The sequence below is a fragment of the Nocardiopsis sp. NPDC058789 genome (assembly GCF_042745575.1).
Lineage (GTDB): Bacteria > Actinomycetota > Actinomycetes > Streptosporangiales > Streptosporangiaceae > Nocardiopsis > Nocardiopsis eucommiae.
Window position 1 is genome coordinate 87,068 of record NZ_JBHYOW010000005.1, and the last position, 25,826, is coordinate 112,893.

At 71.5% G+C, this 25,826-nt stretch carries 25 protein-coding genes and 1 riboswitch; of the genes, 9 read left to right on the forward strand and 16 right to left on the reverse strand.

The genetic code is table 11. From position 1 onward, the window contains the following. Window positions 1-136: 136 nt before the first annotated feature. From ACFW3L_RS08270 to thrC, 3 genes are all read right to left on the reverse strand, one after another. A complete protein-coding gene (locus ACFW3L_RS08270) occupies window positions 137-718 on the reverse strand; it encodes a PadR family transcriptional regulator (RefSeq protein WP_378737785.1) in 582 nt (193 codons plus the stop codon). 107 nt (window positions 719-825) lie between these two features. Next, window positions 826-1,104 (reverse strand): ubiquitin-like small modifier protein 1, encoded by a 279-nt coding sequence (locus ACFW3L_RS08275; RefSeq protein ID WP_378737787.1) that lies wholly within the window; start codon window positions 1,102-1,104, stop codon window positions 826-828. Between the two features lie 44 nt (window positions 1,105-1,148). Continuing rightward, the gene (thrC, locus tag ACFW3L_RS08280; protein ID WP_378737789.1) at window positions 1,149-2,408 is read right to left on the reverse strand and encodes a threonine synthase; all 1,260 of its coding nucleotides are present in this window, start codon (window positions 2,406-2,408) and stop codon (window positions 1,149-1,151) included. Window positions 2,409-2,421: 13 nt separating this feature from the next. After that, a riboswitch (SAM riboswitch) is annotated at window positions 2,422-2,562 on the reverse strand. A gap of 270 nt (window positions 2,563-2,832) precedes the next feature. Here thrC and ACFW3L_RS08285 point away from each other — a divergent pair. After that, window positions 2,833-4,278, forward strand: coding sequence for a trehalose-6-phosphate synthase (locus ACFW3L_RS08285; RefSeq protein WP_378737791.1), 1,446 nt, complete (start codon window positions 2,833-2,835; stop codon window positions 4,276-4,278). A 402-nt stretch (window positions 4,279-4,680) separates the two neighbouring features. Here ACFW3L_RS08285 and ACFW3L_RS08290 read toward each other — a convergent pair whose 3' ends face one another. The 3 genes from ACFW3L_RS08290 to ACFW3L_RS08300 all read right to left on the reverse strand — a co-directional run bounded on the left by ACFW3L_RS08290 (window position 4,681) and on the right by ACFW3L_RS08300 (window position 7,512). Further along, a complete protein-coding gene (locus ACFW3L_RS08290; RefSeq protein ID WP_378737793.1) occupies window positions 4,681-5,283 on the reverse strand; it encodes a GrpB family protein in 603 nt (200 codons plus the stop codon). Window positions 5,284-5,396: 113 nt separating this feature from the next. Then, window positions 5,397-6,188, reverse strand: a complete 792-nt coding sequence (locus ACFW3L_RS08295) for a class I SAM-dependent methyltransferase (protein WP_378737795.1) — start codon at window positions 6,186-6,188, stop codon at window positions 5,397-5,399. Window positions 6,189-6,348: 160 nt separating this feature from the next. Continuing rightward, on the reverse strand, window positions 6,349-7,512 hold the full coding sequence (locus ACFW3L_RS08300; RefSeq protein WP_378737797.1) for a S8 family serine peptidase: 1,164 nt from the start codon (window positions 7,510-7,512) through the stop codon (window positions 6,349-6,351). 228 nt (window positions 7,513-7,740) lie between these two features. On the opposite strand from ACFW3L_RS08300, the gene ACFW3L_RS08305 reads away from it, so the two are divergent. After that, the gene (locus ACFW3L_RS08305; RefSeq protein WP_378737799.1) at window positions 7,741-8,025 is read left to right on the forward strand and encodes a DUF3263 domain-containing protein; all 285 of its coding nucleotides are present in this window, start codon (window positions 7,741-7,743) and stop codon (window positions 8,023-8,025) included. Window positions 8,026-8,314: 289 nt separating this feature from the next. Then, entirely contained in the window at window positions 8,315-9,160 is an 846-nt protein-coding gene (gene otsB / locus ACFW3L_RS08310) for a trehalose-phosphatase (protein WP_378737801.1), read from the forward strand. On the opposite strand, the gene ACFW3L_RS08315 is transcribed toward otsB, so the two are convergent. Next, window positions 9,129-10,160 carry a serine hydrolase domain-containing protein gene (locus ACFW3L_RS08315; protein WP_378737803.1) on the reverse strand — a complete coding sequence of 344 codons (1,032 nt, stop codon included), beginning with the start codon at window positions 10,158-10,160 and terminating at the stop codon, window positions 9,129-9,131. The genes otsB and ACFW3L_RS08315 overlap by 32 nt on opposite strands. 247 nt (window positions 10,161-10,407) lie before the next feature. Between ACFW3L_RS08315 and argJ the strand changes: the two genes are divergently transcribed. After that, a complete protein-coding gene (gene argJ, locus ACFW3L_RS08320) occupies window positions 10,408-11,568 on the forward strand; it encodes a bifunctional glutamate N-acetyltransferase/amino-acid acetyltransferase ArgJ (RefSeq protein WP_378737805.1) in 1,161 nt (386 codons plus the stop codon). Window positions 11,569-11,650: 82 nt separating this feature from the next. Here argJ and ACFW3L_RS08325 read toward each other — a convergent pair whose 3' ends face one another. Continuing rightward, complete coding sequence (locus tag ACFW3L_RS08325; RefSeq protein WP_378737807.1) at window positions 11,651-13,258, reverse strand: MFS transporter; 1,608 nt, start codon at window positions 13,256-13,258, stop codon at window positions 11,651-11,653. Between the two features lie 163 nt (window positions 13,259-13,421). Between ACFW3L_RS08325 and ACFW3L_RS08330 the strand changes: the two genes are divergently transcribed. Then, a complete protein-coding gene (locus tag ACFW3L_RS08330; RefSeq protein ID WP_378737809.1) occupies window positions 13,422-14,060 on the forward strand; it encodes a TetR/AcrR family transcriptional regulator in 639 nt (212 codons plus the stop codon). Continuing rightward, window positions 14,050-14,385: a glyoxalase superfamily protein gene (locus ACFW3L_RS08335; protein WP_378737811.1), complete on the forward strand. Its 336-nt coding sequence runs from the start codon at window positions 14,050-14,052 to the stop codon at window positions 14,383-14,385. The genes ACFW3L_RS08330 and ACFW3L_RS08335 overlap by 11 nt, the downstream gene beginning before the upstream one ends. Window positions 14,386-14,501: 116 nt before the next feature. Here the strand turns inward: ACFW3L_RS08335 and ptsP are convergent, their stop codons facing one another. The 6 genes from ptsP to ACFW3L_RS08365 all read right to left on the reverse strand — a co-directional run bounded on the left by ptsP (window position 14,502) and on the right by ACFW3L_RS08365 (window position 20,139). Continuing rightward, on the reverse strand, window positions 14,502-16,190 hold the full coding sequence (gene ptsP, locus ACFW3L_RS08340) for a phosphoenolpyruvate--protein phosphotransferase (RefSeq protein WP_378737813.1): 1,689 nt from the start codon (window positions 16,188-16,190) through the stop codon (window positions 14,502-14,504). Window positions 16,191-16,280: 90 nt separating this feature from the next. After that, window positions 16,281-17,321 carry a zinc-dependent dehydrogenase gene (locus ACFW3L_RS08345; RefSeq protein ID WP_378737815.1) on the reverse strand — a complete coding sequence of 347 codons (1,041 nt, stop codon included), beginning with the start codon at window positions 17,319-17,321 and terminating at the stop codon, window positions 16,281-16,283. Between the two features lie 75 nt (window positions 17,322-17,396). Continuing rightward, window positions 17,397-17,837 (reverse strand): PTS sugar transporter subunit IIA, encoded by a 441-nt coding sequence (locus ACFW3L_RS08350; protein ID WP_378737817.1) that lies wholly within the window; start codon window positions 17,835-17,837, stop codon window positions 17,397-17,399. Next, window positions 17,827-18,135: a PTS lactose transporter subunit IIB gene (locus ACFW3L_RS08355; protein ID WP_378737819.1), complete on the reverse strand. Its 309-nt coding sequence runs from the start codon at window positions 18,133-18,135 to the stop codon at window positions 17,827-17,829. The genes ACFW3L_RS08350 and ACFW3L_RS08355 overlap by 11 nt, the downstream gene beginning before the upstream one ends. A gap of 41 nt (window positions 18,136-18,176) precedes the next feature. Next, window positions 18,177-19,295 (reverse strand): mannitol-specific PTS transporter subunit IIC, encoded by a 1,119-nt coding sequence (mtlA, locus tag ACFW3L_RS08360; protein WP_378737821.1) that lies wholly within the window; start codon window positions 19,293-19,295, stop codon window positions 18,177-18,179. Window positions 19,296-19,377: 82 nt separating this feature from the next. Then, complete coding sequence (locus ACFW3L_RS08365; RefSeq protein WP_352388129.1) at window positions 19,378-20,139, reverse strand: DeoR/GlpR family DNA-binding transcription regulator; 762 nt, start codon at window positions 20,137-20,139, stop codon at window positions 19,378-19,380. A 362-nt stretch (window positions 20,140-20,501) separates the two neighbouring features. Between ACFW3L_RS08365 and pfkB the strand changes: the two genes are divergently transcribed. Together pfkB and ACFW3L_RS08375 are read left to right on the forward strand one after the other, a co-directional pair. After that, window positions 20,502-21,443, forward strand: a complete 942-nt coding sequence (pfkB, locus tag ACFW3L_RS08370; protein ID WP_378737823.1) for a 1-phosphofructokinase — start codon at window positions 20,502-20,504, stop codon at window positions 21,441-21,443. 78 nt (window positions 21,444-21,521) lie between these two features. Then, the gene (locus tag ACFW3L_RS08375) at window positions 21,522-21,791 is read left to right on the forward strand and encodes an HPr family phosphocarrier protein (RefSeq protein WP_378737825.1); all 270 of its coding nucleotides are present in this window, start codon (window positions 21,522-21,524) and stop codon (window positions 21,789-21,791) included. A 36-nt stretch (window positions 21,792-21,827) separates the two neighbouring features. On the opposite strand, the gene ACFW3L_RS08380 is transcribed toward ACFW3L_RS08375, so the two are convergent. Next, window positions 21,828-23,462 carry an AMP-binding protein gene (locus ACFW3L_RS08380; protein WP_378738303.1) on the reverse strand — a complete coding sequence of 545 codons (1,635 nt, stop codon included), beginning with the start codon at window positions 23,460-23,462 and terminating at the stop codon, window positions 21,828-21,830. A 149-nt stretch (window positions 23,463-23,611) separates the two neighbouring features. Beyond that, the gene (locus ACFW3L_RS08385) at window positions 23,612-24,367 is read right to left on the reverse strand and encodes an SDR family oxidoreductase (RefSeq protein WP_378737827.1); all 756 of its coding nucleotides are present in this window, start codon (window positions 24,365-24,367) and stop codon (window positions 23,612-23,614) included. Window positions 24,368-24,535: 168 nt separating this feature from the next. On the opposite strand from ACFW3L_RS08385, the gene ACFW3L_RS08390 reads away from it, so the two are divergent. Further along, on the forward strand, window positions 24,536-25,801 hold the full coding sequence (locus ACFW3L_RS08390) for an MFS transporter (RefSeq protein ID WP_378737829.1): 1,266 nt from the start codon (window positions 24,536-24,538) through the stop codon (window positions 25,799-25,801). The last annotated feature ends 25 nt before the right edge of the window (window positions 25,802-25,826 follow it).

Genomic DNA, 25,826 nt, shown 5'->3' on the forward strand with positions numbered 1-25,826 from the left:
GAGAGGTGGGGACGCGTGGAGCGCCCCGTGGCGGGCACCCGAATCCCAACCGGCTGACGCACGCCGAGGTCGGCCTCGCAGTGGTCGGCGGCCGAGAAAACGCCGGCGGGACCCACTGGGGCCAGCGCGCGTGGAGTCAGGCCGGGGGGAGGCCGAAGGCGTGCGGGCTGTCGTCGGCCATCACGTACTCTCCCGCCTCCAGCGAGGAGATCAGCCGCCGGGTCCAGGCGGCGCCCGAGTCGAGCGAGTACTCCCAGAGCCGGAAGAGCTCGCGCACGTGGGGCGGCTTCCCCCAAGCGGACTCGGAGAGGTCCATCGACTCACGCACCCCGCTCGCGTTCTTCTCCAGCCACTCCAGCCGGTCCCGCAGCAGGTCGATCACGTCGGCTCGCGGAAGGCTGGTCATGAGGGTGATCCCGGCACACAGCAGGGCGTGGTCCTCGGTGGACCCGAGCGCCTTGCGCAGGAGCCGGTCGAACTCCGCCTCGCCCTCCTCCGTGATCTCGTAGAAGGTGCGTTCGGTGACCTCGCCCTCGGCCACGAACTCGCGGAGTCTTCCCTGTTCGGAGAGCTTGCGGAGTGCGTGGTAGAGGGAGCCCCACTTGATGTTGGCCCACTCCTCGGCCCCCCAGTCCATGAGTTCGCGGCCCACCCGGTAACCGTGGGCCCGCCCGTACACGCGCACCACACCGAGCACCAACAACCGCGTCGCTGACATCGCCACCCTCGTCCCCGGAAGAATCCTCCGCCCAGGTTACGAGGGTCCGCGCACAGGGACGGGGCGGGTGCCGTCCGGCACCCGCCCCGTCCCTGTGGTGCCTCGGGTCAGCAGCCCCCGGCGACGGCGGGGATGATCGAGATCTGCTGGCCGTCGCGGACCTCGGTCTGGAGGCCCTTCTCGAAACGGACGTCCTCGTCACCGACGTAGACGTTGACGAAGCGGCGGACCTTGCCGTTGTCGTCCAGCACACGGGCGCGGATACCCGGGTGGTTGGCCTCCAGGTCGTCGAGGACCTCGGCCAGGGTGCCGCCCTCGGCGGTCACCTCCGACACGTCGTTGGTGTAGGTGCGCAGGATGGTGGGCACGCGGACGCTGACGCTCATGGTGTTCGTACTCCTGGGACGTGGGTGGTGGGAGGGGACGCGCTTCAGGCCAGTCCCTCGGCCTTGAAGGCCTCCAGGGACGGCTTGATGGTGGCGGTGACCCCGGAGTCGACGGCGTTGAGGGTCTTGAGCCCGTCACCCGTGTTGACGATAACCGTCTCCGCCTCGGGGTCGAGCGTGCCCTCGCGGACGAGCTTGCGCAGGACGCCGGTGGTCACGCCGCCCGCGGTCTCCGCGAAGATGCCCTCCGTGCGGGCCAGCAGCTTGATGGCGTCCACGATCTCGTCGTCGCCCACGTGCTCGATCGCACCGCCCGTCCGGGTGGCGATGTCCAGCACGTACGGGCCGTCCGCCGGGTTGCCGATCGCCAGCGACTTGGCGATCGTGTCCGGCTTGACCGGCTGGATGACGTCGTGCCCGTCGGCCCAGGCCCGGGCGACCGGCGAGCAGCCGGTGGCCTGCGCGCCGAACACCTTGTACGGCCGGTCCTCGACCAGCCCCACCCGGATCAGCTCCTGGAAGCCCTTGTCGATCTTGGTGAGCTGGGAGCCGGACGCGATCGGGATGACGATCTGCTCGGGCAGGCGCCAGCCGAGCTGTTCCGCGATCTCGTAGGCCAGCGTCTTGGAGCCCTCGGCGTAGTACGGCCGCAGGTTGACGTTGGTGAAGCCCCAGCTCTCGCCCGCCTCGTCCCCGATGAGCTCGGAGCAGAAGCGGTTGACGTCGTCGTAGTTGCCGTCGATGGCCACGACCTTGCCGCCGTACACGGCGGCCATCACGACCTTGCCCTCCTCCAGACCGGCCGGGATGAACACGCACGAGTCGAACCCGGCGCGGGCCGCGGCGGCGCCCACGGCTCCGGCGAGGTTGCCGGTGGAGGAGCAGGAGAGGGTGGTGAAGCCGAAGGTGCGGGCGGCCTCGACGGCGATCGCGACCACGCGGTCCTTGAAGGAGTGCGTGGGGTTGGCCGAGTCGTCCTTGACGTGCAGGGAGCGCAGGCCGAGCTCGGCGGCGAGGCGGTCGGCCCTGACCAGGGGGGTGAGGCCGGGGTTCATGTTGGGCAGGTCGGCCACGTTGTCGGGGACCGGGAGGAGGGAGCGGTAGCGCCAGATGTTCTTGGGGCCGCTCTCGATCTGCTCGCGGGTGACGGTCCCGAAGTCGTAGGCGATCTCCAGGGGGCCGAAACAGAACTGGCAGGCGAAGATCGGGGCGAGGTCGTAGCGCTCACCGCACTCCCGACAGGACAGGGCGGTCCCGGGGCCGAAGGCGCGGACGGAGGTGGGTTCAGCGGCGGCAATCGCCATGGCGAGGCGTCTCCCCTCATCTTTCCTGGTGGCCACCTTGACCCCAGGCCGGAGTTGGCACCTGTCTCGACGGGCCGCGGTGATCGCGGTTCCACATGTCGAGATGGTTGCCGGGGCTTCGCAGGGCCGGTCCCTCCACCCCTCTGGATGAGCAATATGAAGTTGTGGCGGTTCTTCTCCGAGAACGCACCGTCACTGTAACTGAGGTGCTGACAGATTTTCCACGCCGGGTGATCCGGATTACACAATCCGGCTCGCATGGTGAGACGACACCGTCCACGTGGGGCGCGACCCGGGAGCGGCTCGCCCGCCCGTGTGACGGTGTCCACGGTTGACCCCGAGGGGGTTTGGGGCCGCTGCCCGCAGGCGAGACCTAGGGGGAATGCGTGATCCCCGGACCATCCTTCGTCGAGAGGACGACCACGTGGACAAGGCTCAGATCCTCATAGCCTCCAACAGGGGCCCGGTCTCCTTCTCCACCGCCGACGACGGCTCGCTGTCACACCGTCGGGGCGGCGGCGGGCTGGTCTCGGGGATGATCTCCGTGGCCACCGAGATCGACGGGCTGTGGGTGTGCGCGGCCCTGTCCGAGGCCGACCGTCGGGCCGCCGCCGAGGCGCCGGGGGCCCGTCTGGACCTCGCGCACGATCTCGACGGCATGCGTGTCCACATGCTGGAACTCCCTGAGACGACCTTCGCGGGCGCCTACACCGGAGTCGCCAACTCGACCCTGTGGTTCGTGCAGCACATGCTGTACGACACCCCGAACAGCCCCTCCTTCGGCTCGGAGTTCCGGAGCCTGTGGGAGGACTACGCGGCCTACAACAACGCCTTCGCGGAGGCGCTGGTCAGCGGTGCCGCCGAGAACGCGCGCGTGGCCGTGCAGGACTACCACCTGGCCCTGGTGCCGCGCATCCTCCGGGCCCGCCGCCCCGACCTGCGGATCGCGCACTTCTCGCACACCCCCTGGGCCCCGCCCGAGTACTTTCGGATGCTGCCCGCCCAGATGGCGCGGGAACTGCTGGAGGGGATGCTCGGCGCGGACCGGCTGGGGTTCCTCAGCCCGCGCTGGGCCGACGCGTTCCTGCGCTGCTGCGCCGAGATCCTCCGTGCCGACGTCGACCTCGAACGCCGCACCGTGGAGTACGGCGGCCGGGTCGTCGAGGTGGGTGTGCACGCCCTGGGCGCGGACGAGGAGGACCTGCGGGAGAGCGCCTCGGAACCGGCGGTGGCGGACCGCCGGCGCACGCTGGGCGAGGCCGTGGGCGACACCCGGCTGATCGTCCGGGTGGACCGCACCGAGCTGTCCAAGAACATCGTGCGCGGGCTGGAGGCGTACCGGGAGCTGTTGACGGCGCACCCGGAGTGGCGGGGCCGGGTCACCCACCTGGCGTTCGCCTACCCGAGCCGTGGGGACGTACCCGAGTACCGGGAGTACACGGACGCGGTGCTGCGGACCGCCAAGGAGATCAACGAGGAGTTCGCCACCCCGGAGTGGACCCCGCTGGTGCTGGAGGTCAACGACGACTACCCGCGTTCGCTGGCGTCGTTCCAGATGGCCGACGTGCTGCTGGTGAACCCGATCCGGGACGGCATGAACCTGGTGGCCAAGGAGGGCCCGGTGCTCTCCGAGCGCGACTCGGTGCTGGTGCTCTCGCGTGAGGCGGGGGCGGCGGACGAGCTGGGCGACGACGCGCTGCTGGTCAACCCCTACGACACCGTGGAGACCGCCGAGGCGCTGCACCGGGCGCTGTCGATGTCCGAGGGCGAGCGCAAGGAGCGCCGGGAGCGGCTGGCCGAGGCCGCCGTGGCGCTGCCGCCGCGCCGCTGGTTCCAGGAGCAGCTGCGCGCCCTGGGCGCGCACGGCTAGGCCGTGTTTTTGTGGATGCTTTCGCCGGTGGCGGCGGAGCCGCCATCGATGCGAGCGGCCGTCTCCCCTACTGTGCCCTGCTTCGCAAGCTCCGCAGTGTCGCACAGCGGGGGCCCGGCAATCTCTCGCAAGCCGTGGAGCGAAGCTGCCCCTACTGTGCGCTGCTACGCAAGCTCCGCAGCTTCGCACAGCGGGGGCCCGCCCGGGTTTGGCTGTCCGAGCTTCATCGGCGCAGTGAGAGGCAGCCTGGTGGTCGCGAGCGCGGAATGATCCAAACAACACGGCCTAGGCCGCCGGAACGACGCGAGGGCGTGTCCCGTGCTGGACACGCCCTTCGGCGGGGTCGCGTGGCGGTCGGACTCCGGTCATCCGGTTCGTCACCGGTCGTCCGGCCGGGTTCGGTCAGTCCTTCCGGGAGAGCGCCCTCCAGGCCTCGGCCTCCGCGAGGAGTTCCAGGACGATGTCGGACTTGGCGTCGGCGTAGTCCTGGATGCGCTTCCAGGTGCGCTCGGAGAGGTCGCGCTTGACGGCGGTGTAGCGTTCCCGGGCCCCGGCGTCCGCGGTGAGGTAGTCGCGGAAGAGCCGCATGCGGTCGACCTCCTCGCACCCCTCGCTGAAGACGTGCAGGTTGAGGTTGACGCTGGGGCCCTTGAGGACCCGGTGTTCGAACCAGTCGGGTTCAGCGATGACCAGGGAGTATCCCGCCTTCTCCAGGTCGGGGAGGTAGGCGGGCTCGTCGGCGGAGTCCGCGACCACCATGAGCAGGTCCACGCAGGGTTTGGCGGCCAGACCCGGCACCGAGGTGGAGCCGACGTGGTCCAGGGAGAGCACGCGGTCCCCGAGGGCGCTCCGGACGCGGGACTCCTCCTGCCGGAACAGGTAGGGCCACTTGGGGTCGGGTTCGGAGAGGCGCACGCGACCGTTCACCAGGTTGCGTGCCATGGGGTCGGTGGCGACCCGCCTGTCTCCTCGTGAGGGCAGAGAGGGCGATTCGAGGGGCGACATTCCACAAAGCCTTGTCGTCCGGCGTACCCGCGTCAAGGCTTTCGACGTGCCTTACATATGCACGCGCATCCGGGCGCCACGGACCGTCGGAGCGGCATGACCGTACGCGACGGTCAGGGCCCGTTCGGTCCGTCGGGGGTGGAGACCACGAGGACGAGTGAGCCCCGCAACTCGGGCAGTGCGCGCAGGTGTCCGTGGCGCGCGTCCCACGTGCCGTCGCGCAGGTCGCGGGACAGGTCCTCGTGGAAGCGGGAGTGGGCCGCCTCGTCGACGAAGCTCCACGCCGAACAGGCCTGCCGGGCCCCGGAGTCGAGCAGCGCCTCGGGGCGGCCGTAGTAGGCCTCGTTGAAGCCGTCCGAGCAGTCGAGGGGGATCGGCACCCGGGTGACCGTGGTCGTGCCGCCCAGCCCCTCGGCCAGGGCCGACGGCTCGGGGTAGCGGCTCGCCTCGGTGTCGAGGACCTTCGGGCAGTACTCGTAGAGCCAGAAGTCGCGCACCAGGGCGGGGTCGCAGGTCAGCACCGCCACGGGCCCCGTGGTCACCCGCCGGACCTCGGCCAGGCCCCGGGAGAGGCCGGACCACTGGTGAACGCTGAAGGTGGTCATGGCGGCGTCGAAGGAGCCGTCGGGGAACGGCAGCGACTCGGCGGTGGCGTCGACCGCCGCGGGGAGGTGCGCGGGGCGCCGGGCCCGCATGCTGGCCGAGGGCTCCACGGGGGTGACGTCGCGGTCGGAGGGTTCGTAGGATCCGGCTCCGGCCCCGACGTTGAGCACCGTCCGGGCCCCGCCGAGGGCTGCGTGCAGCAGTGCGGCGATCCTCGGTTCCGGTTTCCGGTGGTCGGTGTACGTACGGGCGATCACCCCGTAGTCCGCGTCTCCCGCGCTTCCGTCCCGCATCCGAACCATGCCGTCTCCCGCCGTCGAGGTGTGTGCCGGGTCAAGGTGGTGCGGAAGGGACCCTAGCCAACGGAGGGCCGTGGCGTCACGGGACTTTCGTCCGATCCGCCACGGCCCTCGGTCCACGGCACGCGCGTCACCTAGCGCGACCTCGCGCGCAGACACGCGTCTACTTCTTGCGGCGGCGGCCGCCCTTCCTCCGGGAGGGGCGCTCCTCGGCGCGGGCCTGCTCGGCGCGCTCGGCGGCGATCCGCTGGTCCTCCTCCTGCCGCTCGGCGGCCACCCCGTAGGGGTCCTTGGTGGTCCGGCGCACCCACAGCACCAGCCCGATCACGATCAGCGCCAGCACCACGCCGACCAGGGCGAACCACATCCACACCGGCACGGCCGGGGAGTCGTCCTCCACGAGGTTGTCGTCGATGAGCGGGATGTCCTGCGCGTCCCCGGAGGCCTGCGCCACGGCCGAGGGCAGGTACAGGGAGGGCAGTCCCCCGGTGCCCTGCTGGGAGCCCTCGACCAGCGCGGCCCGGAGCTGGTCCGTGCTGAGCTGCGGGTACTCGGAGGTCAGCAGCGCGGCGGAACCGGCGACCACGGCGGCGGCGTAGGGCGTGCCGGTCACGTCGGTCTGGCCCATGTCCGGACCGGCCGTGGACAGGGCGGCGCCGGGGGCGAGGAGTTCGATCGACGCGGACGGCGGCGAGTCGGGCAGGAGCACGCCCTCCTCGTCCACTCCGCCCACGGCCAGGACGTTCGGGTCCGCCTCCCCGCCCGCCGGAGCGACGACCAGGGTGCCGCTCCGCGCGGCAGAAGCGGTGGCCGCCTGGAGGTCCTCGTCCTGCTGCACCTCGTCGGGGAGCAGGACGACCTGGGCCCCCTGGCCGAGGGCGTGGTCGATGGCCTCGGCCGGGCCGCCGTCGCCGGTGGGCAGGACCAGCAGTCCGGAGCGCGGGGCCACGCCCAGCACTCCGCCGTCCGCGTCCATGCCGTGTCCGTGACCGACGACCAGGGCGCCCAGCGCCGTGCCCGTGTCGGTGTCGCCTCCGTTGTCTCCGAACTCGGTGTCGACCACCAGGTTGTCCCGCAGGTCGGGGTGGTCCTCGTCCACGGAGACCCCCGGCAGGGCCACGGTGACGCCCTGTCCCTGGCTGGTGTCCCAGGCCTCCTGGGCTCCGATGGAGGCCAGGGCCCACTGGTCCGGCCGGAAGTCGGGGACGTCGTCGGCGGCGGCTGGAACCGCCGTCAGTCCCAGTACGGCGAGCGCCGCGCAGGCGCCCGCCGTCGCGCCCAACACGTGGCGCTGGTGTGTCCTGCTACGGCTGTTGCCCCCGAGCACGTCAGGCTCCCTCGAACGTTGCGGTCGGTGCTGCGCCGGGCCTCCCCGGACCCTCGCGATTCTGTCATGTGCACAGGATTCAGGCTTGGACAAGACACCAGGGGGTAGGGAACGTAACTGTATCCCTGGTGCCAGTCCTGGGTTCTCCGCTCCTCATCCGGCATGTCGAGTCGCTAGCATGAGTCGCGCCGATCCGGACAAACCAAAGACCCGTCCAGGGGGTGTCCCATGCCGAATATCGGTCCGTCCGACGACGGCCCGTCGGCCCTCGCCGAACGCGAACAGCGAATCCTCGCCTTCGAACGCCAGTGGTGGAAGTTCGAGGGATCCAAGGAACAGGCGATCCGTGACGAGTTCGGGTTCTCCGCGACCCGCTACTACCAACTGCTCAACGGCCTCGTCGAGCGCCCCGAGGCGCTCGCCTACGACCCCATGACCGTCAAGCGCCTGCGCCGTCTGCGTGCCGACCGCAGACGTCAGCGCAACGCCCGTCAGCTGGGCATCCAGCTCTAGGGAGTGTTTTTTGGATGCTTTCGCCGGTGGTGGCGGAGCCGCCGTCGATGCGAGCGGGCCGTCCAGGCCATCTCTCGCAAGACGAGGAGCGAAGGCCAGCCCGGGGTTGGCTGTCCGAGCTTCATCGGCGCAGCGAGAGGCAGCCAGGTGGTCGCGAGCGCGGAATGATCCAAAAAACACGGCCTAGGACGGTCGGGGCCTCCGGGGACACCGGAGGGCAGGCCACCGCCCGGGTGCCGCACCCGCCCGGGAAACACCACAGCGCAGCCGACACCGACAAGGTCCACGCATGCCCTCGTCCCCAGCAGACGCCCTGCCCGTACCCACCACCGAGGCCGGGCGCGCCGCGCTCGCGGCACTGGTCTCGGACCCTTCGGGGGCTCTGGTCGCCTTCGACTTCGACGGCACACTGGCGCCCATCGTCGCCGACCCGCGTGACTCCGCGCCCCAGCCGGGGATCGTGGAGGCGCTGGCCGCGCTGGCGTCCCGCCTGGGGACCGTCGCGGTGATCACCGGCCGCCCAGCCGCCACCGTGGTGCGGCTCGGCGGCCTGGAGCGGGTGCCGGGGATCGTCGTGCTCGGCCACTACGGCGCCGAACGCTGGACGGACGGGCGCGTGGTCGCCGCCGACCCGCCACCCGGCGTGGCCCTGGTCCGCGAGGAGCTCCCCGCCCTCATCGACGCCTCCGGCGCGCCCTCGGGCACGTGGATCGAGGACAAGGGGCGTTCTCTGGCCGTGCACACCCGGCGCGCGGAGGACCCCGAGCGGGCCCTGGAACTGCTGTCCGGCCCCCTCTCCGCGCTCGCGGAGCGGGCCGACCTCCAGGTGGAGCCCGGTCGGCTGGTCATCGAGCTCCGTCCACAGGGTGTGGACAAGGGCGCGGCGCTCACCTCCCTGGTGGAGGAGAGGTCCGCCCGGAGTGTCCTGTTCGCCGGTGACGACCTGGGCGACCTGCCCGCCTTCGCCGCCGTCGCGGCCCTGCGCGGTCAGGGGGTCCCCGGACTCACCGTGTGCTCCTCCTCCGACGAGGTGACCGCGGTCGCGGACGCCGCCGACCTCGTCGTCCCCGGACCCGCCGGGTTGACCGACCTGCTCGGCCGACTCACGACGAGGATTCGTGGGCTTGCGGGGTGAGCGCCGAACGCGCGGCCGTGCGCAGGTCCACCAGGCCGGTCCGGTCGCGCCCGTAGTGCACCGCGTTGGTGAGCACGCCCACGTAGCGCCCGCTCTCGGGGTGCAGGAACAGGCTCGTGCCGGTGAACCCGTTGTGGTAGACCACTCCCTCCGGGGTGACCAGCCAGGCGAGCCCCCTGGACAGCCGCGCCCCCGCGTCGACCTGCGGTGACCAGCTCTCCCGGACGAACGACGCCGGGATGACCCCGCTCTCGCCGTCGTGCAGGCGCAGCACCTCCCGGGCGAAGGCTCCGAGGTCGATGGCGTTGCTGAACACCCCGGCGTGCCCGGAGACCCCGCCCATCAGCGCCGCCGCCTCGTCGTGCACCACGCCCCAGGAGGGCGCCGCGCCGACGAGGCGCCGTTCGGTCGGCGCCACGCTGGGCGACCTCGCGAGCGGCCCGTAGGTGGTGGAGCGCAGGCCGAGGTCGGCCCACAGGTCGTCGGCCAGCCGGTCCAGGGTGCTGCCGTACAGGCGTTCCAGGAGCAGGCCGAGCAGGATGAACCCGCGGTCGATGTACTGGTAGCCGGGCTCCTCCAGGGGGTCCGACAGGATCGCCTCGGCCAGGTCCTGGTCGGTGCCCACGTACCGCTCCATCCAGGCCACCTGGTTGAGGCGGCTGGTGTGCGTGAGGATCTGCCGGGTGGTCACCCAGGCCCCGGGGAGGTCCTCGCCGGGAAAGTATTCGGACATCGGGGCATTGATGTCCAGAACCCCCTCCGCGATCGCCCTCCCGACCAGCGGCCAGGTCGCCATCACCTTCGTCAGGCTCGCCACGTCGTACGCGACGTCGGGCGCGGTGTCGTGCTCACCGTCGGTCCGGCCGACCGCCACGAACTCCCACATCCCACCGGTGCCGACCACGGCGGCCCCACCGGGCAACCAGTCCGCGTCCACCATCACCTTCAGGACGCCACGGATCCGCGCCCCAGTCTCCGTGAGCCAGTCACCATCACGCACAACACGCCTCCCCCCGAGCGGTCTCCCCCACTTCTCGGCGGATACCCCGTTCACTCCGGCTTGTCACACCCGTGCCGTCTCCGAACAGTACGAAACCCCCGCAGGTCATGGCCGTAACCACACCGCTGTGGCGTGGCGTCGTCCCAGGCCACACGCACGGGCCGGAGCGGGCCCCGCGCACCGCTCCGGCCTCGGGCTTCGCGGGCGGGGCGAAGTAGGCTGGCGCCACGCAGTTCCGAGGAGGACGATGAGCAGCAAGACCCCCGTTCCCGCCGGTTTCGTCGGCGTGGCCGGAAACATCGGGATCAAGGACCCCCAGGACGACTTCTTCACGGTGGTCTCCCAGGTCCCCACGGCGGTCTCCGCCGTGTTCACGCAGTCCCGGTTCGCCGGGCCCAGCGTGCGGCTCAGCCGCGAGGCCGCCGCCGACGGCCGGGCCCGAGGCGTCACCGTGATCGCCCGCAACGCCAACGTGGCGACCGGCCAGATCGGCACCGCCGACGCGCGCGAGGTGCAGGAGGGCGTGGCCCGCGCGGCCGGGGTCGACCCCGACGAGATCCTGATCGCCTCCACCGGGGTCATCGGCCGCCCCTACCCCATGGACCGCGTCCGCTCCTACCTGGAGGAGCTCCCGACCGAGTTCCCCCCGGCCGACCTGGACCGCTCCGCCGCGGCCATGATGACCACGGACACGCACCCCAAGATCGCCAGCGCGACGGTCGGCGGCGCGACCCTGACCGGGATCGCCAAGGGTGTCGGCATGATCGAGCCCAACATGGCGACCATGCTGACCTGGTTCTTCACCGACGCCGCACTGGAGCAGCCGGTCCTGGACGCGGTCTTCCGCCGGGTGGTGGACCGGACATTCAACGCCCTGAGCATCGACACGGACACCTCCACCAGCGACTCCGCCGCGATCTTCGCCAACGGGCTGGCCGGACCGGTGGACGTCGCCGAGTTCGAGGAGGCCCTGTACGGGGTCGCGCTGAGCCTGGTGCGGATGATCGCCTCCGACGGCGAGGGCGCGGGCAAGCTCATCGAGGTGCGGATCACCGGTGCGCGCGACGACGCCCAGGCGAAGCGGATCGGCAAGGCCGTGGTGAACTCGCCCCTGGTCAAGACGGCGGTGCACGGCGCGGACCCGAACTGGGGCCGGGTCGCCATGGCGGTGGGCAAGTGCTCGGACGAGACCGACGTGTTCCCGGAGAACGTGCGGATCGTGTTCGGGGACGTGGAGACCTTCCCGAAGCAGGCCACGGAGGAGACCCTGGAGCGCGCCGCCCGCCACATGAAGGGCGACGAGGTGGTGATCAGCGTCGACCTGGGCATCTCCGAGGGCGCCTTCACGGTCTACGGCTGCGACCTCACCGAGGGCTACATCCGGATCAACGCCGACTACACGACCTGAGTCGCGTCCCGGACACACGAAGGCCCTGGTAGGAGCTCCACCAGGGCCTTCACGCGTTCCGACGGGCACACACGCGACTGGATCAGATGTGCACGGCGGGGCCGTCCGTCATCCGCCCCGCCCGCATGAACAGGGACAGCCCGGCGGCCACCAGCATGACCACGGCGGCGATCCCGAACGCCAGGTGCAGCCCGTCCAGGAAGGCGAGGTTGCTGGCCTGGGTGACCGCGGCGGCCGTGGCGGCGTCCGCGCCCTCGGGCAGGACCGCCCCACCCTGCGCGACGGTGCTCTGCATCCCGGAGAGGTCGCCGGAGGAGGGTTCTGCCAGACCGGCGTCGGCGTAGTGGCCGGGCAGCGTGGAGACGATGGTCGCGGACATCACCGCGCCCAGGACCGCCGTGCCCAGCGAGCCGCCGAGCTGCATGGCGGCCTGCTGGAGCGCGGCGGCGACCCCCGCGTACCGCACCGGCGCGTTGCCGATGATCGCGGCGGTGGCCCCGGTCATCACCAGGCTCAGGCCCACGCCCAGCAGCACGAAGGCCACGGAGACGTAGGGGACGCCGGTGTCGGCCTCCAGCCGGGAGAGCAGGAACATGCCCGCCGACGCGGACAGCAGGCCCGCCGTGGTGGGCAGGCGGGCGCCGACCCGGTCCAGGAGGCGCCCCGCGATGGGCGAGGTGATCGCCATCATCGCGGTCATGGAGATGAGCTGGAGACCGGTCTGGGCGGGGCTGAGGCCGCGCACGCCCTGGAGGTAGAAGGTGATGAAGAACAGCGAGCCCATGAGGCCCAGCGCCATCGCCACGGTCAGGACCACACCGATCGACAGTGAGGGGTGCGCGAAGAGGGCCAGCGGGACGAGCGGCTGTTCGGGGCGGCGTTCCCACACGAGGAAGGCGGCGAAGAAGAGGACCGCCGCGCCCAGGGAGGCCAGGGTGACGGGGTGCGCCCAGCCGATGCTGGGCGCCTCGACCAGCGCCCACACCAGGGCGAAGATCGCGACGCTCACCAGGACGATGCCGGGCACGTCAATGCGGGACCCGGCGTCGGTGGGACGGTTGGCGGCGAGCAGCCACAGGCCCAGGGCCAGAGCGACGGCGCCCACCGGGACGTTGATGTAGAACACGGCCTCCCAGCTGAGGGCGCCGACGAGGAGCCCGCCCAGGATCGGGCCGCCGGCGGTGGCCGCGCCGATCAGGCTGCCGAACACGCCGAAGGCGCGGCCGAGCTTGGAGGGAGGGAAGCTGGCCCGCAGGAGCCCCATGGCGGAGGGCAGCAGCAGGGCCCCGAAAATCCCCTGGACGATCCGGAACGCGATCAGCATGATGACACCGGACGACAGGGCGATCGCCACGGAGGAGACCACGAACCCGATCACGCCGACCAGGTAGGTGTTCCGGTAGCCGAAGCGGTCACCGATCTTGCCCGCCGTGATGAGGAAGACCGCGAGTCCGAGCAGGTAGCCGTGGGTGACCCACTGGAGCTCGGCCAGGGAGGCGCCCAGGCTGGCGCCGATCGCGGGGTTGGCGACGGCCACGATGGTGCCGTCGAGGGCGACCATCATGACGCCGAAGGCGATCGCGACGAGGGTGGCCCAGGGGCTCTCGGTGAAGCGGGGCTTCGCCTCGTTCGCGACCGGAGGGTGCTGGTCCCTCGGGTCTCGTGGACTCTGCTCGGCCTGGGTGGTCATGTGCGCCCCGTGTTCTCTTCCGACTTCCCGTACCAGGCGAGATTATGTCAGTCGCTGACATTAGACAATCGCTGACATTTGTCAGTGACTGACATCACTGCGGTCCGCGTGTATCCTCCAGGGACAGGAAGCAGGCGTCTCAGTCGGGAGTGGAGGCACGTCCATGAGCACGACGAGCCCCGAGAACGTCGGACTGCGTGAGCGCAAGAAGGCGGAGCTGCGCACCACCCTCATCGACTCCGGGCTGCGCCTCTTCCACGAGAAGGGGTACGAGGCGACCACCACGGAGGAGATCGCCGCCTGCGCGGGGGTCTCCCAGCGGACGTTCTTCCGGTACTTCGCCTCCAAGGAGAACGTGGTCCTGGAGGCGATCGAGGAGGTCGACGAACTCCTCTGCTCGTTCGTGCGCGAACGTCCCGCCGACGAGCCGCCCTTCCGCGCGCTGCGCAACGCGATGCGCGACCACTGGGAGGTGCTGGAGCGCGAGGAGCTGCACCTCCAGGGGAGCGCGGCCAACTTCATCTCACGGAGCCCCGAGCTCATCGAGGTGAACATGCGCTACTGCGCCCGCCGCCAGTCCCGTCTCGCGCGCGTCATCGCCGAACGCGCCGGAGTGGACCCGGCCGACCACCGGCCCGCCCTGGTGGCGGCGGTCTTCTACGCGACGCTCAACAACGGATTCCAGGTCTGGGCGGACTCGGGGTGCGGCGACAACACCGACGGCCTGCTCCGGTGCTTCCTCGAACAGCTCGACCTCGTCCCCGAGGCCGTCTGCGGGAACTGGGGCCGGGATGGTGGCTGAGGAGGTCGTCCCCGTCCTGCGCGTGACCGACGCCGCCGTCGCGCTCCGCTGGTACCAGCGGCTCGGCTTCGCTCTGGAGTGGGAGCACCGCTTCGAGCCGAGCTTTCCGACCTTCATGGAGATCGGACGGGGGCCGATCCGGCTCTTCCTGTCCGAGCACACGGGCGACGCCCGCCCCGACACCCTGGTCTACCTGCGGGTGCGGGACGTGGACGCCGTCGCCGCCGAGTTCGGCGCCGCCGTGGAGAAGGCTCCCTGGGCGCGCGAGACCGAACTCCGCGACCCGGACGGGAACCGCCTGCGCGTGGGCACCCCGAAGGCCTAGCTACGCCGCGCGCCCGCCGGTCCCCGGCGGACGCGCGAAGAGGCCCCGGGGAACCCGGGGCCTCTTCGGGGGCTACGGCGGTTCAGGAATCCGGACGATCCCTGAACCTCCCGCGATCAGAGGTCGGTGACCTCCGCGTGGGCCGCCTTCCGGACCGACTCGCGAGCGTGCGCGGGGGTCTCCGCGTTGAGAGCGAGACTGGCCAGCGCCCGGCACTCCTCCTCGGTGTGCCGCGCCAGGGCGAAGCGCACGGCGGGCAGTGCCGGGGGCGCGGCCGACAGGCTGGTCACGCCCAGACCCACCAGTACCAGCGCCAGCAGCGGGTCGGCGGCGGCCTCGCCGCACACCCCCACGGAGCGCTCCGCCCGCTGCCCGGCCGACCCCACCTGGCCGATCAGGCTCAGGAGCGCGGGCTGCCAGGGGTCCAGCAGGTCCGGCAGCGAGCCCAGGGTGCGGTCGGCCGCCATCGTGTACTGCGCCAGGTCGTTGGTGCCGATGGACACGAAGTCCACCCGGGACAGCAGACGGTCCGCCAGCAGCGCGGCGGCGGGGACCTCCACCATCACGCCGACCTCGGTGATCCCGGCGGAGCGGGCGAGGGTGGCGAACTCCTCGGTCTCGGCGGGCGTGGACACCATCGGCGCCATCACCCGCACCCGGGTGCCCTCGCAGGCCTTCGTCGCCGCCGCGATGGCGGTGAGCTGGTCGGAGAGCAGGTTCGGGTGCACCCGCGCGGTGCGGAAACCGCGCACACCCAGCGCGGGGTTGTCCTCCTCGCCGGTGTCAGCGAAGGCCAGCGGCTTGTCCGAGCCCGCGTCCAGGGTCCGCACGGTCACCGTACGGCCCTCGAAGGCGCGGAACAGGTTGGTGTAGGACTCGGTCTGCTCGGCGACCGTCGGCGGCTCCGCCCGGTCGAGGAACAGGAACTCGGTGCGCAGCAGGCCGATGCCCTCACTGTCGTGCGCACCGGCCTCGTCCGGGTCGCCCTCGCCCGCGTTGAGCAGCAGGGACACGGCGACACCGTCGGCGGTGCGGCCGGGGCCGGAGCTCTCCGCCAGCACGGCGCGGCGCCGCTCGGCCCGCAGGCGCACCCGCTCGGCCACCTCCGGGTCCGGGTCCACCTCGACGGTGCCCTGGTCCCCGTCCACGGCCACGACGGTGCCGTCGGTCAGGTCGGCGGCCCCCGGGCAGCCCACCACGGCGGGCAGGCCCAGGGAACGCGCGAGGATGACGGTGTGGCTGGTGGGCCCGCCGAGGCGGGTGACGATGGCCTTCACCTGGTCGGTGTCCAGACGCACGGTGTCGGCGGGCGCCAGGTCCTCGGCCACCAGCACGTGCGGGTGACCGGGGTCCGGCAGCCCGGGCATGGGCAGGCCCAGGAGGACGGAGACCGCCCGGTCCCGGATGTCGGCCAGGTCGGCGGCGCGCTCGGCCAGGTAGCCGCCGGCCGCGAGGAGCAGGTCCTGGTAGCGGCCGCAGGCCTCCCGTACCGCCCAGGCGGCGGCGCGGCCGCCCGCGACGCCCTCCTCGACCTGGCGCCGCAGCTCCGGGTCCCGGGCCATGAGCGCCTGGGCGTTGAGCACCGCGGCGGCCTCACCGTCGAGCCCGGCGGCGCGTCCCTCCAGGTCGGTGGCCACGCTCTCCAGCGCGTCACGCGCGGCCTCCTGCTCGGCCCCGACGTCGGCCACCTCGGGCTCGACGTCCGGGAGGGAGGGCGGGGCCGCCATCCTGGCCACCGGAGCGACGGCCCCACCCGGACCAGCCGCGATGCCTTCCAGTGCCCGGGTGGGGTTCGTCTGCTCCATGTGTGCTCTCCTGAGGGGGTCTGTTTTCGACTAGCCAACCCGGAAACGGCGTGCGACGCCAGGGTCGATCCGGGATCCGTGCGACGAGCGTCAGGGCTCGATGGTCACCTTGACGGCCGTGCCCGAGGCCACGGTCTCGATCGCCTTGTGGACGTCGGACAGCGGCATCCGCTCGGTGATGAGGTCCGAGACGGGGACGGCACCCGTGGAGATCAGTTCGAGGGCGCGCTTGTTGTGCTCGGGGCTGGAGCCGTTCGCGCCGAAGATCGAGATCTCCTTGTAGTGCACGACGTTGGCGTCCAGCTGGATGACGGGCGCGTCCTTGGGCAGCCCGCCGAAGAAGCTGATGCGTCCGCTGCGCGCCACCATCTGGAGCGCGTCCTCCTGCGCCTTCCCGGAGGCGGCAGCGGTGATGACCACGTCCGCGCCGCGCTCGCCGGTGAGGCGGCGCACCTCCGCGACCGCGTCGGTCTCCTCGCCGCAGATCGAGGCGTCCGGCTCCACGAGGGCGGCGGACATGTCCAGGCGGCCCCGGTTCAGGTCCACCAGGTACACCTTGGCCGCGCCCTTGGCCCGGGCCAGCCGGACGTGCAGGCAGCCGATGGGACCGGCGCCCATGACCACGACCGTGTCGCCCTCGCCCACCCCGGCGATCTCCTGGCCGTTGAGCACGCAGGCCAGCGGCTCGGCCACGGAGGCCTCCGCGAGGTCCACGTTGTCGGGCACCCGGTTGACGCCGTCCACCGCGAGGACGGCCTCGGGGATGATCATGTACTCGGCGAAACCGCCGTCGTAGTGGTAGCCCATGGACTCCTGGTTGGAGCAGACCGTGAACCGGCCGTCGGAGCACTCCACGCACTTCCCGCACGGGATGGCCGCGATGACCTGGACCCGGTCGCCCTCGGCCCAGCCGTCGACGCCCTCGCCGACCTCGACGATCCGGCCCGCGATCTCGTGGCCGATGACCCGGGGCGGGCGGATGTGGTGGTGGCCGTGCTTGGAGATCTTCACGTCGGTGCCGCAGGTGGAGCAGTTGGCGACGGCGATCTTGAGCTGCCCCGGTCCGGGGGTGGGCTCGGGTGCCTGCTCCAGACGGATGTCACCTGGGGCGTAGAAGCGGGCGACGAGCATGTTCGGGCCTTTCTGGTGGGGCTTGGCCGGGGCGGGTCCTCCGCCCCGGCCGGTGGAGCGTGCTGTGGTGCGGGCTCAGCCCGCGGCGGGTGCGAGGAGTTCGAGGACGTCGTCCACGCTGGTGGCGGAGCGCAGGCGCGCCGCGCGCTCGGGGTCGGTGAGGACCCCGGCCAGCGAGGACAGCACCTTGAGGTGCTCGTCACCGGAGGCGGCGATGCCGATGGCGACGTGCACGGTGGGCCCGCCCCAGTCGACCCCCTCCGGGAACTGGATCACGGCCAGGGCCGTGTTCCTGACCATCGTCCGCGAGGCGTCGGTGCCGTGCGGGATGGCCACCCCCTCCCCCACGAACGTGGGGATGGAGGCCTCGCGCTCGTGCATGGCGGGCACGTACCCGGGCTCGACGGCGCCGAGCTCCACGAGGAGGGCGCCGCACTGGTCGATGGCGTCCGCGCGGTCCTTGGCGGTCCCGCCCAGCCGCACCGACTCGGCGGTGAGGGTGAGGTCAGTCGGCAAGGGTGCCACCGTCCCGGATGGCCGCCTCCACACGGGCGAAGGCGGGGTCGCCGAGGAACATCTGGAAGGGCACGACCACGGTGTCGGTGACGCGGTGGCGGGCGCGGTCGACCAGGCCGGTGTGGCACAGGACGAGGTCGGCGTCCTCGGGGATGCGGTCGACCGGCGAGTGCTCGACGCTGACGCCGTGGGGGGACAGGGTCTTCTTGAGCTGCGAGGTGAGCAGGACGCTGCTGCCCATCCCGGCGTCGCAGGCGACGACGACCTTCTTGATGTCCGAGCCTTCGATGGTGGCCATGAACGGTTCTCCCGGTTCGGTGGTGAGTGGGTTTCGGTGGGCTACTCGCCCTGGTCGGCCTTGGCCTTGTCCTTGTCCGCCTTGGCCTTCTCGGCCTCGGCGGCCTCGCGCTCCGCCTTGCGCTCGGCCCGGCCGAAGCCGAGGAGGAGCGAGGCGACCGCGAACGACGCGAGCGTGCCGACCAGGACACCGGCCAGGACGCCGATGTGGTCGCCGCGCGGGGTGACCGCCATGAGCGCGAAGATGCTGCCGGGTGCCGGGGTGGCGAGCAGGCCGACGTCGAAGAGGAGGAACGTGGTGATGCCGGACATGCCGCCCGCGATGGCCGCGAGGATCAGCTTGGGCTGGGCGAGGATGTACGGGAAGTAGATCTCGTGGATGCCGCCGAAGAAGTGGATGATGATCGCACCGGGGGCGGTCGCCCTGCTCAGCTTCGGGCCGAAGAGCATGCAGGCCAGGAGGATGCCCAGACCGGGGCCGGGGCTGGTCTCGATGAGGAACTCGATGGCCTTGCCCTGGTCCGCGACCCGCACCACGCCGAGGGGTCCGAGGACACCGTGGTTGATGGCGTTGTTGAGGAACAGGACCTTGGCGGGCTCGATGATGATCGAGACCAGCGGCAGGACCGAGAGGTCGATCAGGAACTGCACGCCCTTGCCCAGCCCGGACGCGATGGCGGTGACCACCGGCCCGATGGCGTAGAGCCCCGTGATGGCCATGAGGCCACCGAGGATGCCCGCGCTGAAGTTGTTGACCAGCATCTCGAAGCCGCTGGGGGTCCGGGGCTGGAGGACCTTGTCGATCTGCTTGATCAGGTAGGCCGCGAGCGGACCGGCCAGCATCGCGCCGAGGAACATCGGGATGTCGGCGGAGACGATCACACCGATGGTCGCGATGGCGCCGACCACGCCGCCGCGCTTGTCGTAGATGAGGTGACCGCCGGTGTACCCGATCAGCAGCGGCAGCAGGAAGCCGATCATCGGGTCGACGAGCTGGGCCATGTGCTCGTTGGGCCACCAGCCGTCGGGGATGAACAGCGCCGTGATGAGGCCCCAGGCGATGAACGCGCCGATGTTGGGCATCACCATGCTCGCCAGGAATCCGCCGAAGCGCTGGACTCGGGAGCGCACGGCGACGAGTCTGCCTTGCTGGGTTGACATGGGGGAACCTCCTGGGAGGTCCGGCGGGCGGTCTGCCTCGGCCGGGAAGGGAATGGCTGTGGGGTGGTCAGGCTGTGGGTCGTCAGACGGAGCGGACGGAGGGACCGGCCGTCTCCAGTTCGTCCGAGAGTCCGTCCGCGATTCCGTCGTCGGTGATGACGAGGTCGAGGTCCTCGACGGCGGCGAAGCGGGCGAAGTGGTCGTTGCCGACCTTGGTGTGGTCGGCGAGGAGCACGGAGCGCCGGGAGGAGGCGATCATGGCGCGCTTGACCTCGGCCTCGGCCGGGTCGGGGGTGGTCAGACCACGTTCGACGGACACTCCGTTGGTGGCCATGAAGGCCACGTCGACGAAGCACTCGGAGAGGGCCCGCAGGGCCCAGGCCTCGACGCTGGCCTGAGTCCTGGTGCGCAGGCGCCCACCGAGGAGCATGAGGTTGATGTTGGTTCGGGGAGTGAGGGTGAGGGCTATCGAGAGGGAGTTGGTGACGACGGTGAGCTCGCGGTCCGTGGGCAGCTGTTCGGCCAGGCGCCCCGTGGTGGATCCGGCGTCCAGGAGGATGGCGCCCTCGTCGGGGAGTTCGGCGAGCGCGGCCTTGGCGATCCGCTCCTTCTCCTGGGTCATGACGGAGTCGCGCACAGTGAGAGCGGGCTCGAAGCCCAGTCGCTCGACGGGGATCGCGCCACCGTGGACCCTGCGCAGGACCCCGTGCCGCTCCAGGGCGGTGAGGTCGCGGCGGACGGTCTCGTAGGTCACGTCGAACTCCGAGGCGAGCCCCGTGACGTCGACCCGGCCTTCGTGGCGGGCGCGTTCGAGGATCACCTTCTGGCGCTCTTCCGCGTACATGTTGGATCACCTGTGTTTCGGTGTGGTTTTCGGTGAGTTTAATGGTGTTGCATGGGACACACAAGGGGTATCTCCCCCCAATATCCCAGCAACCCCACCGCGTTGCCAGGAGAGGGATCATCCGACCCTCGGGCGGTGTGACCAGGAGGCAGCAGGACCCCCACCCACCCCGGTTCGCCGAAGAGGACCCATCGGATCCGCGTCACACCATTGACACACACAGACAAACACACATAATCAAAGACAGAACCACATCACCATGGAGCCACCCCACAGCCAGCCGAACCCCCACCTCCTCGGGCGCACCCCTCCACCCCGGAGGCACCGGACCGGGCGCGTCACACCCCTCGAAGAGAGCACCCATGATCCTGACCCTCACCCCGAACCCGAGCGTCGACCACACCCTTGAGGTCGACCGCCTCGTCCGAGGCGAGGTCCTCCGCGTGCGCGCCACCCGCTCCCAGGCGGGCGGCAAGGGAGTGAACGTCTCCCGGGCCCTGTTCGGCAACGGGATCACCACCCGGGCGGTCCTCCCCGTCGGCGGTGGCGGCGGGGCCGAACTCGTCACCCTCCTCGACGACCTGCCCCGCGTCACCGTCCCCATCTCCGGGGAGACCCGCGCGAACGTCACCGTCACCGAGACCGACGGCACCACCACCAAGCTCAACGCCGCCGGCCCCACGATGTCCCCCGAGGAGATCGAGGCCCTGCTCGGCGCCCTGGAGGACGAGCTGACCCGCTCCCCCTCCTGGGTGGTGGCCAGCGGCAGCCTGCCCGCCGGGGTCCCCGAGGACCTGTACGTGCGGGTCGCGAGCCTGGCCGCCGCCCACGGCGTGCCGCTGGCCCTGGACACCTCCGGAGCGCCCCTGACGGCCGCCGCCAAGGCGGGGTCGATCTCCCTGCTCAAGCCCAACCACGAGGAACTCGCGGCGCTGGTCGGCCGGGAGCTCCCCACCCTCGGAGACGTCACCGAGGCCGCCCGCGAGGTCCTCGCCTGGGGCAACGAGGCGGCCCTGGTCACTCTCGGCGGCCACGGCGCCCTGCTCGTCACGGAGCGGGACGCGCATTGGGCGCGCGGCCCCCGGGTACGCACCCTCAGTACCGTGGGCGCGGGCGACAGCGCGCTCGCGGGGTTCCTCGCCGGAGAGCACTCCCCCCAGGAGCGCCTCCGTCAGGCCGTGGCCTGGGGGACCGCGGCCGTCGCACTCCCCGGGACGACCGTCCCCCACCTCGACGACGTCGCCACCGACGCGGTCGGCCCGGCCACCGAGCCCGACCCGTCCTGGCGGATCGACCCGTCCTGACCGACCGTTCCACAGCCACAGCCCGCCGCGAACGGGGCCGGACCACCCGGCCCCGCCCGACACCCTCCAAGGACTGACATGCCCGAGCGCACCGTTGTCATCGGCTCCCTCCTCGGCCTGCACGCCCGGCCCGCGACCCTCTTCGTCCAGGCGGTCAACGAGACCGGCCTGCCCGTGACCGTCTCCCGCGCGGACCACAAGCCGGTGGACGCCCGCAGCGTCCTCGCGGTGATGGCGATGGGGGCCTCGCACGGCGAGACCGTCACGCTGACCTGTGAGGACGAGGGGTCGGACGCGGCCCTGGACGGGCTCGTGGAGATGCTGGGCAAGGAACTGGACCCGAAGTAGCCCGTACCGGGGCGGGCGGCCGTCCCCGCCCGCCCCTCAGATCAGCCCGGCGTCCAGCAGGCGCACGGCCTCCTCGCGCATCTCCACCTTGCGGACCTTGCCGGTGACCGTCATGGGGAACTCGTCCACGACGTGGACGTAACGCGGGATCTTGTAGTGCGCGATCCGGCCCTCGCAGAAGGCGCGCAGGGCGTCGGCGGTGAGGGGCTCGGCCCCGTCGCGCATGCGCACCCACACCATGAGCTCCTCGCCGTACCGGTGGTCGGGAACGCCGATGACCTGCGCGTCCAGCAGGTCAGGGTGGGTGTACAGCACCTCCTCCACCTCGCGCGGGTAGACGTTCTCGCCGCCGCGGATCACCATGTCCTTGATCCGACCGGTGATGCCCACGTAGCCGTCGTGGTCCATGACGGCGAGGTCGCCGGTGTGCATCCAGCGGCCCGCGTCGATCACCTCGGCGGTCCGGTCGGGCTCGTTCCAGTAGCCGAGCATCACCGAGTAGCCCCGGGTGCAGAGTTCGCCGGGGGTGCCGCGCGGGACCGTGACCCCGGAGTCGGGATCGACGACCTTCACCTCCAGGTGCGGCCCCACCCTCCCCACCGTGGAGACCCGGCGCTCCACCGAGTCGTCGGTGCGGGTCTGGGTGCTCACCGGGGAGGTCTCCGTCATCCCGTAGCAGATCGACACCTCGGCCATCCCCATCCGGTCGATGACCTGGCGCATCACCTCGACCGGACACGGCGACCCGGCCATGATCCCGGTCCGGAGCGTGGAGAGGTCGTAGGAGTCGAAGTCGGGGAGGGCGAGCTCCGCGATGAACATGGCGGGCACGCCGTACAGCGAGGTGCAGCGTTCGGCCTGGACGGCGTCGAGCGCCGTGGCGGGGTCGAACCCGGGGCCGGGGATGACCATGCAGGCGCCGTGGGTGGTCGCCGCGAGGTTCCCCATCACCATGCCGAAGCAGTGGTAGAAGGGCACCGGGATGCAGACACGGTCGGCCTCCGTGTATCCCAGCAGCTCACCGACCGAGAAGCCGTTGTTCAGGATGTTGTGGTGGGAGAGGGTCGCACCCTTGGGGAACCCCGTCGTGCCGGAGGTGTACTGGATGTTGACCGGGTCGTCCGGGGAGAGCGTGGCCTCGATCCCGGCCAGTCTCCCGGGATCGCCGCCGTCACCGCCCGCGAGCAGGGCGTCCCACGCGGGACCGTCGAAGAGCACCGCCTCGCGCAGGTCGGGGCACTTCCCGCGCACCCGCTCGATCATCCCGGCGTAGTCGGAGGTCTTGAAGGAGGGGGCGGCGACCAGCACGGAGACGCCCGCCTGGTTGAGCACGTACTCCAGCTCGTGGGTCCGGTAGGCGGGGTTGATGTTCACCAGGACGGCGCCGATGCGGGCGGTCGCGTACTGCACGAGGACCCACTCGGACCGGTTGGGCGACCAGAGGCCGACCCGGTCGCCCTGGACCACACCGAGGTCGAGCAGGCCCAGCGCCACCCTCTGGACCTCCGCGCCGAACTCCGCGTAGGTGAGTCGGAGGCCGGAGGCGCGGTCCACCAGAGCGTCCCGGTCGGGGTGCGCGGCGACGGTCCGGGCCAGGTTCCCACCGATGGTGTCACCGAGCAGCGGGGTGGTCGAGGTACCGGAGGCGTAACTGGGGAGGGCGGCGTTCAGACTCAAGTCCAGGCTCCTAGCCGTGCGGGACGGGTGACCCCACGGCTGGCGCAGCGCGGTTCCACTCCGCCAGCCATGTAATACGGGTCACACCCAATCACGCGTTCCGGCTCCCGGGAAGGCCCTCCCCGATCGCTCCCGGGCGTCGCCTACTCCCTGATGCGGTGAACCTTGTGCGCGGCCGCCTGGGCACGCGGACGCACCACGAGCAGATCGACGTTGACGTGCGGCGGGCGGGTGATCGCCCACACGATGGTGTCGGCCACGTCCTCGGCGCTCAGCGGGTCGGGAACCCCGGCGTAGACCGCCTCGGCCCGCTCGGAGTCCCCGCGCAGCCGGTTCAGGGAGAACTCCTCCGTCCTGACCATGCCGGGGGCCACCTCCAGGACCCGGACCGGCTCCCCGCACAGTTCCAGGCGGAGCGTGGCGGCCAGCGTGTGGGCGCCGTGCTTGGCGGCCACGTACCCGCCGCCGCCCTCGTAGACCCCGTGTCCGGCCACCGAGGAGACGACCAGGACGGTGCCGTCCCCGCTCGCGATGAGCTTGGGCAGCAGGGCCTGGGTCATGTTGAGCACGCCCAGGACGTTGACCTCGTACATACGACGCCAGTCGGCGGGGTCGCCGGTGGCGACGGTCTCGGTGCCGATCGCCCCGCCCGCGTTGTTGACCAGCACGTCGCAGGAGCCCAGGGCCTCCGCGAAGGCGTCCACCGCCGGGCGGTCCGTGACGTCGAGGACCTGGGCGCGCGCCGAGTGACCGGCTCCGGTGATCTCCTCGGCCAGGGCCGCGATCCGGTCGGCGCGGCGGGCCACGAGGACCACGTCGTAGCCCTCGGCGGCGAGGCCGCGCGCGGTGGCGGCACCGATCCCGCTGCTGGCTCCCGTGACGACCGCGGTCGCTGTCATGTGGTTCCTCCCAAGGTCAGGTGTCGCGCCGAGCGTATCGGGGACCGTAGTCCCCGCCGCCTGGTGGGGCCACGGGGGAAAACACCTGGAGGGGTGGGGGTGGGCGCTGTTAGCGTCGGCGAAACCCCCACCGGCCCGGTGCACGGGCCCGACGGAAGCGGGCCGCCCATGTCCCCCAGCACTTCCGACCCGACCCCCGGGGTCGCACCGGTTCCGGAGAGGAGCCGGTTCCCGCTCCTGGCCCGGCTCAGCGTCTTCACCCTGGTCAGCACCACGGCCGACTTCGCCTACGGCGCGGTCTTCGTCACCGTGATCCTCGCGCGCGGGGCCGACCCCTGGGCCGTGGGGCTCGTCCTGGCCGGGGGCCACCTCATCGGGTTGGTCATGGAGGCGCCCAGCGGCGCGTTGGGCGACCGGTACGGGCACCGGCGCCTGTTGACACTCGGCCTCCTGGTGTGGGGTTCGGGGCTCGTGGCCCTCGGTCTGGCGGACGGACTCGTGTTCACGGTGGTGGGCGTGTGCCTGGGCAACATCGGCATGTCCCTGAAGTCCGGCACCCTCGAAGCGATCCTGATCAACCGGATCGGCTCCCACGAGAGGAACGCGCGCATCACGAGGATCGTCCGGGTCGGCTCGGTGTCCACGCGCCTGGGTTCCGTGCTGGGAGCGGCCTCGGTGATGGTCGGGGGCACGTGGCTGTCGGCGGGCACGATGATCGCCGTGGGCGGCGCCCTCGTCCTCCTCCTGGGCGTGCTGGCCCCCGTGTGCTTCCCGCCGACGCTGGGACGGCGGGACCGCCGGATCGGCGCCATCGTCCTGGAGTCGGTGGTCCTGGTGGCCTCCCGCCGCTTCCTCCCGCCGATCGTGCTGGCCCTGTCCCTGATGGTCGCGACCATGCTGCTCGTGGTGTCCTGGCAGCCCATGCTGCTGGCCGAGTACGGCGACGACGTGCGCCTGAACGGGCTGGTCCTCCTGGTCATGAGCCTCTCCCTGGCCGCCGGGGCGGCCGCCGCCCGTTGGGTGCACCAGGACCGCCCGCACGTGTGGGGCCCGCTCCTGTCGATGGGGATCGGCCTCCCGCTGGTCCTGGCCGCCCACGGAGTGGTTCCGCTGGTGGCGGGACTGGTGGCGGCCGAGTTCCTCATCGGGCTCGCGGGGGTGCTCTCCGGGGCCTGGTGCCAGCTGATGTTCACCGACGCCAACCGGAACACGATGTTCTCGGCGGTGACGGTGGTGACCCTGCTCGGCAGCGCGCTCACGACCAGTTCGTTCGGCGGGCTGTGGGAGCTGTGGGGCATCGCCACGGCCGTGTCCGTCCTGGCGGGGTTCGCCCTGGCCCTGGCCGCCGCCGCGCTGGTCCTCACCCGGCTGCTGCCCGAGTCGGCGGACTTCACCTGGGCGGTGCGGCGGAACGAGGACGCGGCCCGGGGCTGATCCGGCGCGCCTGTTAGCCTGCGCG